This is a genomic window from Arenimonas sp. (genome assembly GCF_044348765.1).
In the GTDB taxonomy this organism is placed as follows: Bacteria; Pseudomonadota; Gammaproteobacteria; order Xanthomonadales; family Xanthomonadaceae; genus Arenimonas.
Map to the genome: position 1 here is coordinate 21411 of NZ_JBIKSE010000017.1, position 14000 is coordinate 35410.

Below are 14000 nucleotides of genomic sequence, written 5' to 3' on the forward strand. Positions count from 1 at the left end.
ATCAGCTCGTGGCTTCCGGATTCTCGGTCTTGAGCCATTTCATGGTGAACGAGGAGCCGCCATCATCGAGCAACTCGGCCAGTTGCCGCATGCCTGGGTGCAGGTCGGCATCGATGCGATAGGGTGGATTTATCAGTAGCATGCCGCTTCCGTTCATGCGCAGCGGCGAATTATCGGGACGCACCAGCAGTTCGACGGCCAGCACAGTCTGGCAGGGTAGTTGCGCCGCCTTGCGCAGAAAGAATTTGATTGAAGTGCTTTGTTTGATCGGATACCAGACTGCAAACTGACCGGTTGGCCAGCGGCTGAGGCCGTCCTGCAGACACTGCAGGATCTGTGCGTACTCCTGTTCCTGAGCTTCGTAAGGCGGGTCAATCAGCACCAGGCCGCGGCGTGGCGTGGGCGGCAACAATGCTTTAACCGCCTGATAACCGTCGCCTAGCTGTACCTGCACCTTGCGGTCGTGCGCGAATAGCTGTTTGAGAGCATCGGCTTCGCCTTTCTGCATTTCAACACATACCAGCCGGTCGCTGTCCCGAAGCTGGTGTGCAATCAGTAGCGGTGAACCTGGATAGTTGATCAGACCACCGACCGGATTGACCCGTTCCACCTGCTTGAGGTAGTTGTTCAGGATCTCCGGAAGTTTTTTCAGGACAATCAGCTTGAATATGCCGCCACGGGCCTCATCGGTTTTTCGCGCCTGTTCTCCTTGAATCAGATACTGACCGCGACCTGCATGGGTATCAAGCACAAAGAAAGGCTTTTCCTTCTGTTTAAGCCGTGCCAACAGCGCCAGTAGCACCATGTGTTTCAGGACATCGGCATGGTTGCCGGCATGGAATCCATGCAGATAGTTCATTTATTTCTCGATGACTGCCAGCGTGATATCCGCGGCTTTCAAGTAAGCGATTTCATTATCAAGGTCGGACCGGGTCAAGGGATGTTTGGCCAGCCATTTACGTGGAATTTCGAGCTGAAGTTTCGAACGTGAAACTGACAGTATGAATTTGGGAATTTTTTCTGCGGAATGGCTACGGTACAGCAGAATGGAAATCCTTAACAGCAGAATACAGCGAAGGCCTTGGATTGCCCGAGATTCGTTGAGTGTCAGCAGGCTTTTGAAATGAATGCTTCGGCGCTGGTTTCGGATCAGAATAGCGATTCGCTGCTGCTCGGTCTTGGAAAATCCGGAAATATCGGAATGCTCGATGAGGTAAGATCCATGATGGTGGTGGTGGCTATGGGCTACGGTAAGTCCGATTTCATGGAGTTTGCATGCCCAGGATAGGGTTTCCCGGTCGACTGCATCGAGATCCCAGAACTTCCGGGCCTGATCGAACAGTGCGAGTGCGTAACCTTCAACTCGCTCCGCTTGTTCGGTATCGATGGAATAGCGTTTTTGTAGTGCTCTGACCGAGTCCAGGCGTGGATCATGGTCCTTATTACGACCGAGGATGTCGAAAAGTGCGCCTTCACGCAGTGCATAATCACTGGTTTGCATGCATTCGATATCCAGCTCTTCAAAGGCAGTTTCCAGGGTGAGCAGGCCGCCTGCAATCGAGTGCCGCCGCGATACCGAGATCTGTGGCCAACGGATATTCTGCATCGTTCCGAATTCGATGAGTTCCTCGCGTAACAGCTGCAATGTTTTCAGGGTCAGAGTCCCATCGCTAATGGCACGGTTCTTAGCGATATCGGAAAGAGCCTTGATAGTGCCCGAAGCGCCGTAAGCCTCCTTCCAGCCCTGGTTCCGGTAGTTGCGCACAAACGGCTGCATATCGACTGCAATCTGGTTCTTGGCATTTTGCCATTGCTGCATGCTCCATTTCCCGTCTGGGAAAAAACGGTGAATATTGGCAATGCAACCAATCTGCAGGCTCTCGCGTTCCATGATATCGAAACCACGCCCGAGCACGAACTCCGTGGAACCGCCACCAATGTCAATGACCAGGCGTTTTCCCCTGCCCGGTGGTTTGTCGTGTGCGACACCAAGATAGATCAGTCGCGCCTCTTCACGTCCGGCGATAACTTCGATACGGTGCCCGATAGCGGTTTCAGCTTTGAGCAGAAATGCATCTGGATTGACCATGGTGCGGATAGTATTAGTCGCTACTACACGTGCATTGACTGGTTTTACATATGCCAGACGCTGCCCGAACAGCGCGAGGCAATCGAGCGCGCGTTTAGCCGATTTCGGATGCAGGTTTTTGTTGGCATCAAGTCCATCTGCCAGCATTACTTGTTCTTTGATACGGTCGATGATACGCAGCTGACCAAGAACATATCTGGCCACCACCATATGAAAGCTATTCGAGCCAAGGTCAACTGCGGCGACCAAGTCACCGTCCCTCAGTGACGGATTATAGCGGCTACTTTTCATCGATTCCTGCACAGATCGGAGAGAAGGCGGGCCTGGGCACAGAAAACGGATTCAGACTCAGCGCGAGCGATTTTTCGGTAGCTACCATCCGCATTCAGTATCCAGGATTGGCAGTTGTCACGAAGGTAGTATTCGAGTTCTTCGGTAAAGACGCGTTCAGCAAGTTCGGGATCGACTACCGGAAAACAGGTTTCGACACGCCGCAGCAGATTGCGTTCGAGCCAGTCAGCGCTGGAGCAATAGATCTCGGATTTGCCATTATTGGCGAACCAGTAGACTCGGCTGTGTTCGAGAAAGCGGCCGACCAAGGCACGGACGGTAATATTATCGGATAGCCCGGGTACGCCCGGACGCAGACAACAGGCGCCGCGAACAATCAATTGAATGGTGACTCCGGCCTGAGAGGCCGCGTAAAGCGCTTTGATCACCTCCGGCTCGTTGATGGCATTCATCTTGGCGATGATGTGGCCTTTCTTTCCTTCATGGGCAAGTTTCTCTTCGCGTTTGATTTTCTTGAGAAGACTCGCATGCAGGGTGAACGGTGAGGTCAGAAGATACTTCAGAGCGATTGGCTTACTCAACCCAGACAGCTGCTGGAAAATTGAATGTACGTCCTGGGTGATTCCGGGATGGCAGGTCAGCAGGCCGATGTCGGTGTAGACTTTCGCGGTACCGGCATGGTAGTTACCCGTCCCCAGGTGCGCATAACGGCGCAATGTTTTGCCTTCGCGCCTGACAATCAGCATCATTTTGGCATGTGTCTTGAAGCCGACGACACCATAAATCACCTGTACGCCTGCTTCCTGAAGGCGGTTGGCTAGATTGAGATTGGCTTCTTCATCGAATCGCGCTCGTAGCTCGACCACGACCGAGACATCCTTTCCATTATGTGCCGCGGTAATAAGATGTTCGATGATTTTCGAGTCCTTGCCGGTCCGGTAAAGCGTCTGTTTGATGGCAAGTACGTGCGGATCGTTGGCGGCATGCTGCAATACGTCAAGAACGTCATTGAAGCTCTGATAGGGGTGGTGCAGTAAAATATCTCCGCCACGGATGCTACCGAACGGATCCTCTTCATCAAGCGTCGAGCGCCCCTGTTTGAAATTCGGGAACTTGAGATCGGCGCGTTTGGCCATGTCATAGACCTGGATCACGCGGTTGAGATTGACAGGTCCGTTGATTCGCGATACCGCGTTTTCGGAAAGGTTGAAATTTTCCAGAAGGACCTGCACGATCCGATTCGGGCAGTCCTTTGCAATCTCCAGTCGGACTGCTGGGTTGTAACCGCGTGAATGCAGTTCGTCTTTGAGCGCACTGGCGAGATTTTCGACTTCTTCTTCATCGACGAATAGTTCGGAATTACGGGTCACCCGGAACTGATAGGCGCCTTTGACCTTCATGCCTGGAAATAGATCTCCGACGAATTCGCTGAGCATGGCCGAAAGGAATACAAAATCATCGCGGCCGCCGGATACCGATTCCGGCAGCTGGATGATGCGTGGCAGTGAACGCGGTGCGCGTACAATGGCTATTCCGCCACGCCTGCCGAAGGCGTCCTTGCCGTCCAAAACCACGGCCACATTGAGGCTTTTGTTGAGAATCTGAGGAAACGGATGCGCCGGATCCAGCGCCAGCGGCGACAGGATGGGGAGTACTTCTGTTTTGAAATAGTGGTGAAGCCAGCGCCGTTGCGTGGCATTCCAGTTTGCGCGGTCGAGAATGCGTACGCCTGCGGCTGCCAGTTCCGGACGCAGCACCTCGTTCCATAGCGCATATTGCGCCCTGACTAGTCGGTTTGAGAGCTGATAGATTTTGTCGAGCGCCAACTGCGGGTCCATGTTGTCCGGCAGCAACGGCGCCTTGTATTGAAGGGCGGTTTTAACGGTTGCGGCACGGATTTCGAAGAATTCGTCGAGGTTAGTGCAGGAAATGCACAGGTACTTAAGGCGTTCGAGCAGAGGAATTGCAGGGTCTTGGGCCTGTGCAAGTACCCGGAAATTGAATTCCAGCTGCGATAGCTCGCGGTTCAGGAACAGATCCGGATCAGAATAATCGTTAATATTGCTCATGTGTTTCAATCAGGGGTTTTAATGCAAGCATAGCAGATGGCACATAAGCGGTTAAGCCCTGCGTTCTGGCGGAAATCTGCAGAGGAAGCGGCTGCCCTTGCCAGGGGTGCTTTCGATGTGCAATTCGGCCTGATGTAAATTCAGTACGTGTTTACAGATGGAAAGGCCAAGGCCGGTACCGCCGAGTTCGCGCGACCGGCTTGTCGAAACACGGTAGAAGCGCTCAGTCAGTCTGCTGATCTGGTCGGTCGGAATACCGAAGCCGGTATCCTGCACCCAGAAATCCAGACCTTTGCCCTCGTTTTGACGGAATCCGATGGCGATGCTGCCATCGGCGGGCGTATAGCGAACGGCGTTAGAGACCAGATTTGAGAATGCGCTGTGGATGTCCTTCGGAGATCCAATCAATAGGCCGTCGTAATCGGGAACAAGGCTAATATGATGGCGCCCCTGGCTGAGTGCGATGGCTTCTTGCTGGAGCGTGTGCAACAGTGCCCCAGTACTGATAGTCTCTTCAGGCAGCATATTCCCCGACTCAAGCCGTGACAGATTTAGCAGGTCTTCGACAAGGTGGTTCATTCGGCTGGATTGTTTCTGCATCTCACTGATGATGGTCTGAAGTTCCGGATTTTCCTGTTGCTCGATCAGTTCCAGATAGCCGTGGATGACCGTCAGCGGGGTCCTCAGCTCATGTGAAACGTTAGCCACGAAATCGCTGCGCATTTTCTCCAGTCGCCGCATTCTGGTCGAATCACGCAGCACCACTAGGCTGTTCGCGAGCGTATAGGGCAGCAGAAAAAAGTCGAGATAGGCATCCCGCTCACCCGGTGAAGTCACGTTCAACAGGGTTTTTTCAGAATCGGACGACATAAACCAGTTTTTGACATCGGCATCGAACAGGCGGAACAAGTTGGCGTCCTCATCGCCCGGATGCAATCCAAGCATGCGTTTCGCGGTCTTGTTCGACCAGACGATGTAGCCGCTTTCACGACTCACCACCAGCGCACCCTCTGGCATGGCGCCAGCGGCAAGCCGATAACCCCGAAGCATCTCTACCAGACGTCCGATGCGGACACGGTGCTCGCGATTCTTTTTGTAAATAAGCGTTTCAAGCGCAGCCCACACGCCCTGGCCTTCCGGCTGCGGATTGAGTGCGCGGGACTCTAGTTGCTCGAGGATGCGTCCAAGCCTGAGGTAGCTGCGGATAATCTGGAATGTAGTTAGGAATATGAAAGCAATCACTAATCCGGAATTTCCACCCATGGCATAGCCGATGCCAAGCCCAGCCGCATAAGTAAGGCCCCAGAGTACCCAGGACTGTCGCCAAGCCAATGCGGTCAGGGTCGTTTTTGCCATGGTTAAGATGCCGGAGGCTGCCCGACAAAACGGTAGCCGGCACCGCGTACAGTCTCAATCAACGATTCCAGATGGAACGGTTCCAACACCTTGCGTAGCCGTCGGACATGCACGTCCACGGTCCGGTCTTCGATGTCGCTGCCGCCGCCCCAGACGAAATCGAGCAATTGATTTCGGCTGTAGACCCGGTTGGCATGGCTCATCAGGAAATGCAATAGACGGTATTCTGTCGGGCCGAGGTGGACCTTTTCATCACGTACCAGCAGTTTCTGCTGGTTAGCATCCAGACGCAGGGGGCCGACTTCAATCGAGCCGTCCTCCTCGTTTTCACGGCTTCGGCGAAGCACGGCTTTGATGCGGGCCAGCAATTCACGTGCCGAGAAGGGTTTGACCACATAATCATCGACCCCGCTGTCGAAGCCGGCGATACGGTCGGACTCCTCGCCTTTGGCAGTCAGCATGATGATCGGAACATCGCGGGTATTGCTTTCACGCCGCAAGCGTCGTGCCAGCTCGATGCCCGGTGTGCCCGGAAGCATCCAGTCCAGAAGAATCAGGTCGGGAATGCGCTCGGACACCGCCTGAATGGCTTCTTTGGCATCCTGGGCGCAAATAGCTTGGTAGGATTGCGTGCGCAGGGCATAGGCGATCATGTCACGGATGGCCGGTTCGTCTTCGACAATCAGAATATGGGCTTGCACGGCAGGACCTTAGGCTCGGGAGTTAAGGCATTACATCTAATCATTATGACGGCTTTATGACAGCCTGTCACAAGCTTAGCTGCCTTGCTGCTCGGGTTTGATACCCTGACGCTTAAGCTCCAATGAAATCGGCATGAATTCGGCAATTCGGGCCTCGACCCGGGCGCGCTGATAATAGTCCAGATCATCGTTTTTCAGCAGGGTACTGAGCTGGCTGATGGCATCATCGACCCGTCCATTCAGGAAAGCCACCTCGGCGTAGGCCTCGGCCGCCCGCAGGGTGTTTCCGGAAAGCTCATAAGCCCGGGCCAAAAGACGCTGATAGACGAAATCCTCGCCATCGCCACCGATCCGACGCAGGAGCTCCTGGGCCCGCAGAGCCTTATCGGCCTTGTCCAGTTCAAGCAGAAAATCGGCATAGGCCAATACGACAGCACGATTTTCGGGGTATTTGGTAATCAGCTGCTCGAAACGAGTTTCGGCCAGTAATGGCTTCTTGGCCGCTTGTGCGGACTGTGCCCGGGCGATAGCGACCCACAGATGCTCGGGATGCTTTTTACCCAGTTCGGCCAGCAGCGCTTCGGCATCATGACCCTGCCGATTGGCGATGTACGCCAGGGCGAGTCCATATTGGTGGGCGTCGCTGGGCTTGCTTTCAAACCCGTCGATGCCCCGACGGTATTCGATGATGGCGGCTCCCGGACTCACGGCGGAAAGCACACGCAGGCGTTCCTTGGCCCAGATAAAGTCGCTGGCGGCTCCGGCTTTTTGGCTTCTGGAAGGTTGCGCAAAATCCGGCAGTAGCGGATTACTGGGCAGCGATGTGCGGACACTGTCCAGTTCGGCGCGATTTTCCCGCATCTTGTGGGCCCGGTCGCGGGCCTCGCTGATTCGGGTGACGCTCACCGGATGGCTGCGCAGATAGTCCGGGGCATTGTAACCGCCGGCATTGGCGCGGGTGACACTTTCCATGCGCGCGAAGAAATCGGCCAATGCATCCGGATTGTAGCCGGCACGGTAAAGGGTCTGGATGCCAATCCGGTCGGCCTCGGACTCATTGGAACGGGTGTAATCGATTTGGCGCTGGATCATTAGGGCCTGAGCGCTCATCATTGCGGCTGCCGTGGCGTTATCTGCAGAACTCCCCGAGCCGCCGGCGGACTGGGCCGCCACAATCATGCCCAGTGCCGCCAGCATAATCGGAATCTGGTCTTTCTTCGCACGTTCGACCGAACGGATGACGTGCTTCTGGGTAACGTGCGAGATTTCATGGCTGAGTACGCCAGCCACCTCGTCTTCGGTCCTTGCGGTCAGAATCAGGCCGGCATTGGTGCCAATGTAGCCACCCAAGGTGGCAAATGCGTTGATTTGACGGTCACGCAACAGGAAAAAGGTGTAGGGCTGTCTCGGATTGTCGGAATTGGCACCGAGCCGGTGCCCCATGGTCTGCAACCAAGAGTCCAGCAAGGGATCGTCCAGAACATAATTCATCTGCCGCAACTGGTGCAGCGTGTAAGCGCCGTATTGTGCTTCCTGGGCCGGAGTGATGATCTCACCGGCCGAGGAACCCAGTTCCGGCAGCACGGTTTCCTGGGCCATGCCGGAGTTTCCGCAAAGGCACAGGGCCACGAAGACCGCCAGGGCCAGTCCGTTCCGGGGGAGGGTGGGGTTGTTCATCCGTTATGCACTTGAATTCACTTACACTGGGACTTACATACTAGCGCATAGTTCCCCGTTATCCCAAGGACCGCCATGGCCGATATCCTCATCTACAGCGCCGCCGTCTGCCCGTATTGCGTTGCAGCCAAGAATTTTCTGAAAGCCCGTGGACTGGATTACCGTGAAATACGCATTGACCAGAACGCCGATGCCCGAACGGAGATGCTGTCCCTAGCTAAACGTACCTCGGTCCCGCAGATTTTCGTGAATGGCACCCATGTCGGCGGTTTTGACGATATGGTGGCCCTCGACCGTGCCGGACATTTCCAACCTCTGCTGGAGCAAAGCCCGTGAGCGAAGCTGATCGCGTCAAAGCCTTTACTGAATTCCGCCAACGCATGAACGAGCGCATACTGTCGGAGGACAATCAGGTGGTGCGTCGTTTCTTCGCCTTGGATACCCAGACCTACAAGGATGGGGCTCTGAATCTGAAAACCAAGGAGCTTTTGGGGCTTGTTGCATCCATGGTCCTGCGCTGCGATGACTGCATCAGCTACCACATCGCGCAATGCAAGGAAGCCGGGGTCAATCGCGAAGAGTTTTTCGAAGCATTTTCCGTCGCACTAGTGGTGGGCGGATCAATCGTGATCCCGCATCTGCGCCGTGGCGTCGACTTCCTTGACCAGCTCGAGGGGCAGGGTGTCCATGCCGTGCCCGAGCACAGGCACGATTGAGCCTTTAAGCCGCTATTTGCATGTGGTTTAGAATCTGTTCGGTTCCCGAAGGAGCTTGTCCGCTATAATAGCGGGCTAACTTCAATACCCCCAGGAATCAGTATATGTCGCAGACAATCGCCGTCATCAAAGGAGATGGGATCGGTCCGGAAATCATGGACGCCACCCTCGAGGTGCTCAACGCCCTCAATGTCGGTCTGCAGTATGATTTCGTCGATGCCGGTCTGAGCGCCTACGAGAAAACCGGTGAACTGCTGCCGGAAGCCACATTGGCCGCCATCATCAAGCACAAAGTTGCACTGAAAAGCCCGCTCACCACGCCGGTCGGTGAGGGCTTTTCCTCGATTAATGTCGCCCTGCGTCGCAAGTTCGACCTGTATGCCAACGTAAGGCCGGCAATCAGCTTCCCGAACACCAAGTCGCGTTACAGCAACATTGATCTGATTACCGTGCGCGAGAACACCGAGGGTGCTTACATCGGTGAAGGCCAGAGCGTTTCCGAAGACGGCGAAACCGCGCTGCTGACCCAAAAAATCACCCGCAAGGGCTCCGAGCGCATCGTCCGTTATGCCTTCGAGCTGGCCAAGAACCTCGGTCGCAAGAAGATCACCATCGTTCACAAGGCCAATATTCTGAAAAGCACCTCCGGGCTTTTCCTGAAAGTGGCCCGCGAAGTCGCCGCCGAATACCCGCAGATCGAATGCAACGAGATGATCGTCGACAACACCTGCATGCAGCTGGTGATGAGACCGGAGCAGTTCGACGTGATCGTGACTACCAATCTGTTCGGTGACATCATTTCCGATCTGTGCGCCGGTCTGGTCGGCGGCCTCGGTCTGGCCCCGGGGGCCAATATCGGCAAGGACTGCGCCATTTTCGAAGCCGTACACGGTTCCGCGCCGGACATCGCCGGCAAAGGTATTGCCAACCCGTGTGCGTTGTTGCTTGGGGCGGTTCAGATGCTGGAACATATCGGCCAGGTCGATGCCGGCCGCCGTCTGAAGCAGGCCATCATCGATACCATGAACGACAAAGACCACCTGACCCCGGATCTGGGTGGGTCAGGGACCACTCAGACCTTTGGGGCGGCCATCATCAAGCACATCAAGGCCTGATATTTTCTGCAGCTTCAAAAAACGCGCTTCGGCGCGTTTTTTAATTATCAAAGCATTACAAAAGGTGTTTCAGAACCGATAGCCCGCTAGTTCCCGGATTGTAAGCGTTTTTCAGGGATCTGAATACATAATCGCCTGCCGCTTCACAGGCGTCCGGCAGGGATTTCTTCAACGCCAGGTTGGCGGCAATGGCCGCTGCCAAGGTACAGCCGGTACCGTGGCCGGAGACCTTCAAGCGCGGGTGTTCGAACTCATACAGTGCTTTTCCCGTATCAAGCCGGTCGATGACCTTCCTGCCAGACAGATGGCCGCCTTTGAGCAACACCGCTTTCGCGCCCATAGCCAGCAATTCGACCAGCGCGCCTTCGGCTTGTTCATCGTTGTCAATGCTGTGATCGAGCAGCAGTACGGCCTCGTCGATGTTGGGGGTAATGACCGTGGCCAAGGGCAGCAAGCGCTCAACCAGGCGCCGGATGGCACGGGTTTCCAACAGGGTGTGACCGGAACTGGACACCATGACCGGGTCGAGTACAATGTGTTTCGGTCGGTACCGTTCCATGGCGTCGGCGACCACATTGATTATGCTGGCATTGGCCAGCATGCCGATTTTGACCGCACGGATGTCGAAATCGGAGAAGACCGAATCCAGCTGAGCCTTCAGAAATGAAGGCGGCGGCACATGGATGGCTTGTACGCCGTGTGTGTTTTGTGCAGTCAGCGCCGCAATTGCCGACAGTCCGTGCAGGCCATGTGCGGCGAAGGTTTTCAGGTCGGCCTGGATTCCGGCACCGCCGCCGGAATCGGATCCAGCAATAGTGAGCACGGACGGCGCCCGCGCCATCGCTTACAAGACCTCGGAGGCGTAGTCGGCCAGACGCGAACGCTCACCACGACGCAGCGTGATGTGCGCCGAATGCGCCCAGTTCTTGAAGCGGTCCACCGCATAGGTCAGACCGGATGTGGTTTCGGTCAGGTAGGGTGTGTCGATCTGCTCGACATTGCCCATGCAGATGATTTTGGTGCCCGGTCCGGCGCGAGTGATCAAGGTTTTCATCTGTTTCGGCGTCAAGTTCTGGGCTTCATCCACGATCAACCAACGGCTCAGGAAGGTGCGGCCGCGCATGAAGTTCATGGCGCGGATCTTGATGCGTGAGGCCAGTAGTTCGTTGGTGGCGCCGCGCCCCCAGGAGTTCTGCTCCTGGGTGTTGGTCAGCACCTCCAGATTGTCGGTCAAGGCGCCCATCCAGGGCGTCATCTTCTCTTCCTCGGTACCGGGAAGGAAACCGATATCCTCACCGACCGACACCGTGGCACGGGTCATGATGATTTCCCGATAGCGTTGATTGTCCATGGTCTGGGTCAGGCCGGCAGCCAATGCCAGAAGGGTTTTTCCGGTGCCTGCGGTGCCGAGCAGGGTCACCAGATCGATTTCGGGATCCATCAGGGCATTCAGCGCGAAGTTCTGTTCGCGGTTTCGGGCATTCACGCCCCAGACCTGATGCTGCGGCGTGCGGTAGTCGTCGACGATCTGCAGTACGACCTTGTCACCGTCCATGCGGCAGACCCGCATTTCGACTTCGTCCTCGCCCGGCATGTACAGGAACTGGTTGATGAACCAGTCGTCACCGCGCGTGCGTTGTATTTCGTAGAACGTGCGGCCTTTGTCGGTCCAGGACCGGAGATTGCCCTGATGGCGTTCCCAGAAATCGGTCTCCAGTTCGCGAACGCCGGTGAACAGCAGATTGAAGTCGTCGATGGCGCGGTCGTTCTCGTAATCCTCGGCGGCGACGCCGCAGATCGAGGCTTTGATGCGCAGATTGATGTCTTTGGAGACCAGTACTACCGGAACGCCAGGATTGTCCTCTTTGAGTTGCAGAATTGAACCGAGAATGAGGTTGTCGGGAAGCACCGTGCCAAAGCGCTTTCCGGCTTCAACCTGTTTCAATTGGAAATAGAGTTTGCCAACACTTTGTTCGGCGCGCAGGTTGAGGCCCTTCGGCTGGGCCAGAGAGATGCCCTCGGCAATGTCGCGGTTGCCATGCGATTCGACCAGTTCATTGAGGAAACGGCTGACTTGCCGAGCGTTGCGGGAGGATTCGGAGTGGCCTTTCTTGCCGTTGTCCAGTTCCTCCAGGACCATCATGGGGATAAAAACATCATGTTCTTCGAATTTAAACAGCGCGGTTGGATCATGCATCAGGATATTGGTATCGAGGACATAGATGCGCTTGCTGCGGGTCATTGATTTTTCCTTAATGGGGGAAAGGTCAGTACTTCATTGGATCCATGATCGCGTCGAGGTTCAGATGGTCGCAGAACTCCATAAAATCATCGCGCAATGCCGCGATGTGCATGTTGGCGGGAATGCCGATGGTCAATTGCGCGGTGAACATGGATGCCCCGGTATGCATGGCTTGGTAGCCATTGGACTGCATGTTCTCGATGGTGATGCCCTGCCGGTCAAAAAAGTCAGCGAGTTGGAACAGAATGCCGGGCTTGTCCGCCGCGACCACTTCTACCAGATACGGAAGCAGATTGCTCTGCATAGGTTTTGGGCCGGTGCGGTAGAAGGTCAGTTTGATATCGTGCTCACGATCGAATTTTCCGAGCAGTGATTCCAGTTTGACGATGCTATCCCAGCTGCCGGTCGCCAATGCCACCAGGGACACGTCACGGCCAACGGTTGCAAGTCGGGTGTCGACCAGATTGCAGCCGGATTCTGAAATCCGACGGGAAACCATCAGGAGTGGCGAGTTGGGATAGGTGCTGTAGGCGCTAATCAGCAGATGATTGCCGGAAGCTGGGGAGGCAGTTTCGTGTTCGTTCAAGTGGCGTTCCTGTGACACGGAAATCTGTGTCAGAATATTAAATACAGAATAGAGTCTCGGTGGCGGTCCGGCAAGCCCCGATCCTTTTTTAATTCCAGGAGCCTGAAAGTGCAGTTGCAAGGCAGTATTACCGCATTGACCACCCCGTTCAATGAATCTGGGATGCTAGATCTGGGCGCATGGCGGGCCCAGATTGATATGCAGATTCGAAGCGGCTCCGCCGCCATAGTCGTCGCCGGATCCACTGGCGAGGCCGCCACCCTGAGCGATGAGGAATATAGCCAACTTATTGAATTAGCTGCAATTCGTGTTGCCGGGCGGATTCCCGTGCTGGCGGGAACCGGGCTATCATCGACAGCCAAAACCATCCGTCAGACCCAACTTGCCAAAGATAGCGGCGCCGATGTTGCCTTGGTGGTGACTCCGCCCTATGTTCGGCCGACTCAGGCGGGCTTGTATGCCCATTACTTGGCCGTAGCGGATGCTTCCGGGATCGCCATCGTGCTTTACAACGTGCCCGGAAGAACTGGCTGCGACCTGCAGCCAGAGACCGTGGCGCGGCTGTGCAGTCATGACAACATCATCGGGCTCAAAGAGGCTGTGGGCGAGGAAAGGCGCTGGCAAGAGCTTTACCCGCTGGCATCGCCCACATTCAGCCTTCTCAGTGGCGATGATCCGACCTTCGTCCGTGCCATCGCCGGAGGCGGGCAGGGCGTAATTTCCGTGGCATCCAATGTAGTGCCAGCCGTATTTGCGCGGATATGTCAGCTGCTGCAGGAGCGCAACGTTGCCGGCGCCCAAGTCCTGGACGCAGGGTTACGGAACCTTTACGATTTTCTCGGTGTCGAGCCGAATCCGATTCCCGTAAAAGCGCTTATGCGTCTAATGGGTTTCGGATATGGTCTGCGTCTGCCTTTGTTGCCGTTGTCAGAAGCCCATGCCGCGGAAGCCCAGCGGATGCTGGAATTATGCAAAACTATCGAACAATCCATTTGAAGCAAGGATCCCCATGAACGGTTTCGTCAAAAACAGTGCGCGTGCCGCGCTTCTGGCTCTGTTTCCCGCGCTGCTGCTTCAGGGCTGTGGCTGGCACTTGTTCAGCAAAAAATCCGAATATGAGGGCGTCGAGCTGACCAAGCCCCTGCTTGTTCCTCCCGG

13 protein-coding genes are annotated in these 14000 nt (G+C 55.7%); 4 read left to right on the forward strand and 9 right to left on the reverse strand.

The window, feature by feature from the left end; genetic code table 11:
* Position 1: 1 nt before the first annotated feature.
* The 6 genes from ACIQ0Q_RS04430 to ACIQ0Q_RS04455 form a co-directional block, all read right to left on the reverse strand.
* Positions 2 to 859: a 23S rRNA (adenine(2030)-N(6))-methyltransferase RlmJ gene (locus tag ACIQ0Q_RS04430; protein ID WP_395771744.1), complete on the reverse strand. Its 858-nt coding sequence runs from the start codon at positions 857 to 859 to the stop codon at positions 2 to 4.
* Positions 860 to 2380, reverse strand: coding sequence for an exopolyphosphatase (locus ACIQ0Q_RS04435; protein WP_395771745.1), 1521 nt, complete (start codon positions 2378 to 2380; stop codon positions 860 to 862).
* The gene (ppk1, locus tag ACIQ0Q_RS04440; protein WP_395771746.1) at positions 2377 to 4449 is read right to left on the reverse strand and encodes a polyphosphate kinase 1; all 2073 of its coding nucleotides are present in this window, start codon (positions 4447 to 4449) and stop codon (positions 2377 to 2379) included. Before ppk1 ends, ACIQ0Q_RS04435 begins: the two co-directional genes overlap by 4 nt.
* A gap of 51 nt (positions 4450 to 4500) precedes the next feature.
* Entirely contained in the window at positions 4501 to 5805 is a 1305-nt protein-coding gene (phoR, locus tag ACIQ0Q_RS04445; RefSeq protein ID WP_395771747.1) for a phosphate regulon sensor histidine kinase PhoR, read from the reverse strand.
* A 2-nt stretch (positions 5806 to 5807) separates the two neighbouring features.
* On the reverse strand, positions 5808 to 6506 hold the full coding sequence (gene phoB / locus ACIQ0Q_RS04450; protein WP_395771748.1) for a phosphate regulon transcriptional regulator PhoB: 699 nt from the start codon (positions 6504 to 6506) through the stop codon (positions 5808 to 5810).
* A gap of 75 nt (positions 6507 to 6581) precedes the next feature.
* Complete coding sequence (locus tag ACIQ0Q_RS04455) at positions 6582 to 8183, reverse strand: M48 family metalloprotease (protein ID WP_395771749.1); 1602 nt, start codon at positions 8181 to 8183, stop codon at positions 6582 to 6584.
* Positions 8184 to 8258: 75 nt separating this feature from the next.
* Here ACIQ0Q_RS04455 and grxC point away from each other — a divergent pair, with 75 nt between their 5' ends.
* From grxC to ACIQ0Q_RS04470, 3 genes are all read left to right on the forward strand, one after another.
* Positions 8259 to 8519, forward strand: coding sequence for a glutaredoxin 3 (gene grxC / locus ACIQ0Q_RS04460; RefSeq protein WP_395771750.1), 261 nt, complete (start codon positions 8259 to 8261; stop codon positions 8517 to 8519).
* Positions 8516 to 8899 carry a carboxymuconolactone decarboxylase family protein gene (locus tag ACIQ0Q_RS04465; RefSeq protein WP_395771751.1) on the forward strand — a complete coding sequence of 128 codons (384 nt, stop codon included), beginning with the start codon at positions 8516 to 8518 and terminating at the stop codon, positions 8897 to 8899. The genes grxC and ACIQ0Q_RS04465 overlap by 4 nt, the downstream gene beginning before the upstream one ends.
* 104 nt (positions 8900 to 9003) lie before the next feature.
* Entirely contained in the window at positions 9004 to 10014 is a 1011-nt protein-coding gene (locus ACIQ0Q_RS04470) for an isocitrate dehydrogenase (RefSeq protein WP_395771752.1), read from the forward strand.
* 55 nt (positions 10015 to 10069) lie between these two features.
* Here the strand turns inward: ACIQ0Q_RS04470 and thiD are convergent, their stop codons facing one another.
* From thiD to ACIQ0Q_RS04485, 3 genes are read right to left on the reverse strand one after another with little or no spacing between them, the layout of a single operon-like run.
* Complete coding sequence (thiD, locus tag ACIQ0Q_RS04475; RefSeq protein WP_395771753.1) at positions 10070 to 10855, reverse strand: bifunctional hydroxymethylpyrimidine kinase/phosphomethylpyrimidine kinase; 786 nt, start codon at positions 10853 to 10855, stop codon at positions 10070 to 10072.
* 3 nt (positions 10856 to 10858) lie between these two features.
* Positions 10859 to 12256, reverse strand: a complete 1398-nt coding sequence (locus ACIQ0Q_RS04480; RefSeq protein WP_395771754.1) for a PhoH family protein — start codon at positions 12254 to 12256, stop codon at positions 10859 to 10861.
* A gap of 25 nt (positions 12257 to 12281) precedes the next feature.
* Positions 12282 to 12842: a glycine cleavage system protein R gene (locus ACIQ0Q_RS04485; RefSeq protein ID WP_395771755.1), complete on the reverse strand. Its 561-nt coding sequence runs from the start codon at positions 12840 to 12842 to the stop codon at positions 12282 to 12284.
* Positions 12843 to 12950: 108 nt separating this feature from the next.
* Here ACIQ0Q_RS04485 and dapA point away from each other — a divergent pair, with 108 nt between their 5' ends.
* A complete protein-coding gene (dapA, locus tag ACIQ0Q_RS04490) occupies positions 12951 to 13838 on the forward strand; it encodes a 4-hydroxy-tetrahydrodipicolinate synthase (RefSeq protein ID WP_395771756.1) in 888 nt (295 codons plus the stop codon).
* The last annotated feature ends 162 nt before the right edge of the window (positions 13839 to 14000 follow it).

What these genes read in the sequence shown, in the direction of transcription:
- ACIQ0Q_RS04430 (WP_395771744.1), bottom strand. Translation starts at nt 859, where the DNA reads ATGAACTATCTGCATGGATTCCATGCCGGCAACCATGCCGATGTCCTG.
- ACIQ0Q_RS04435 (WP_395771745.1), bottom strand. Translation starts at nt 2,380, where the DNA reads ATGAAAAGTAGCCGCTATAATCCGTCACTGAGGGACGGTGACTTGGTC.
- ppk1 (WP_395771746.1), bottom strand. Translation starts at nt 4,449, where the DNA reads ATGAGCAATATTAACGATTATTCTGATCCGGATCTGTTCCTGAACCGC.
- phoR (WP_395771747.1), bottom strand. Translation starts at nt 5,805, where the DNA reads ATGGCAAAAACGACCCTGACCGCATTGGCTTGGCGACAGTCCTGGGTA.
- ACIQ0Q_RS04455 (WP_395771749.1), bottom strand. Translation starts at nt 8,183, where the DNA reads ATGAACAACCCCACCCTCCCCCGGAACGGACTGGCCCTGGCGGTCTTC.
- grxC (WP_395771750.1), top strand. Translation starts at nt 8,259, where the DNA reads ATGGCCGATATCCTCATCTACAGCGCCGCCGTCTGCCCGTATTGCGTT.
- ACIQ0Q_RS04470 (WP_395771752.1), top strand. Translation starts at nt 9,004, where the DNA reads ATGTCGCAGACAATCGCCGTCATCAAAGGAGATGGGATCGGTCCGGAA.
- thiD (WP_395771753.1), bottom strand. Translation starts at nt 10,855, where the DNA reads ATGGCGCGGGCGCCGTCCGTGCTCACTATTGCTGGATCCGATTCCGGC.
- ACIQ0Q_RS04480 (WP_395771754.1), bottom strand. Translation starts at nt 12,256, where the DNA reads ATGACCCGCAGCAAGCGCATCTATGTCCTCGATACCAATATCCTGATG.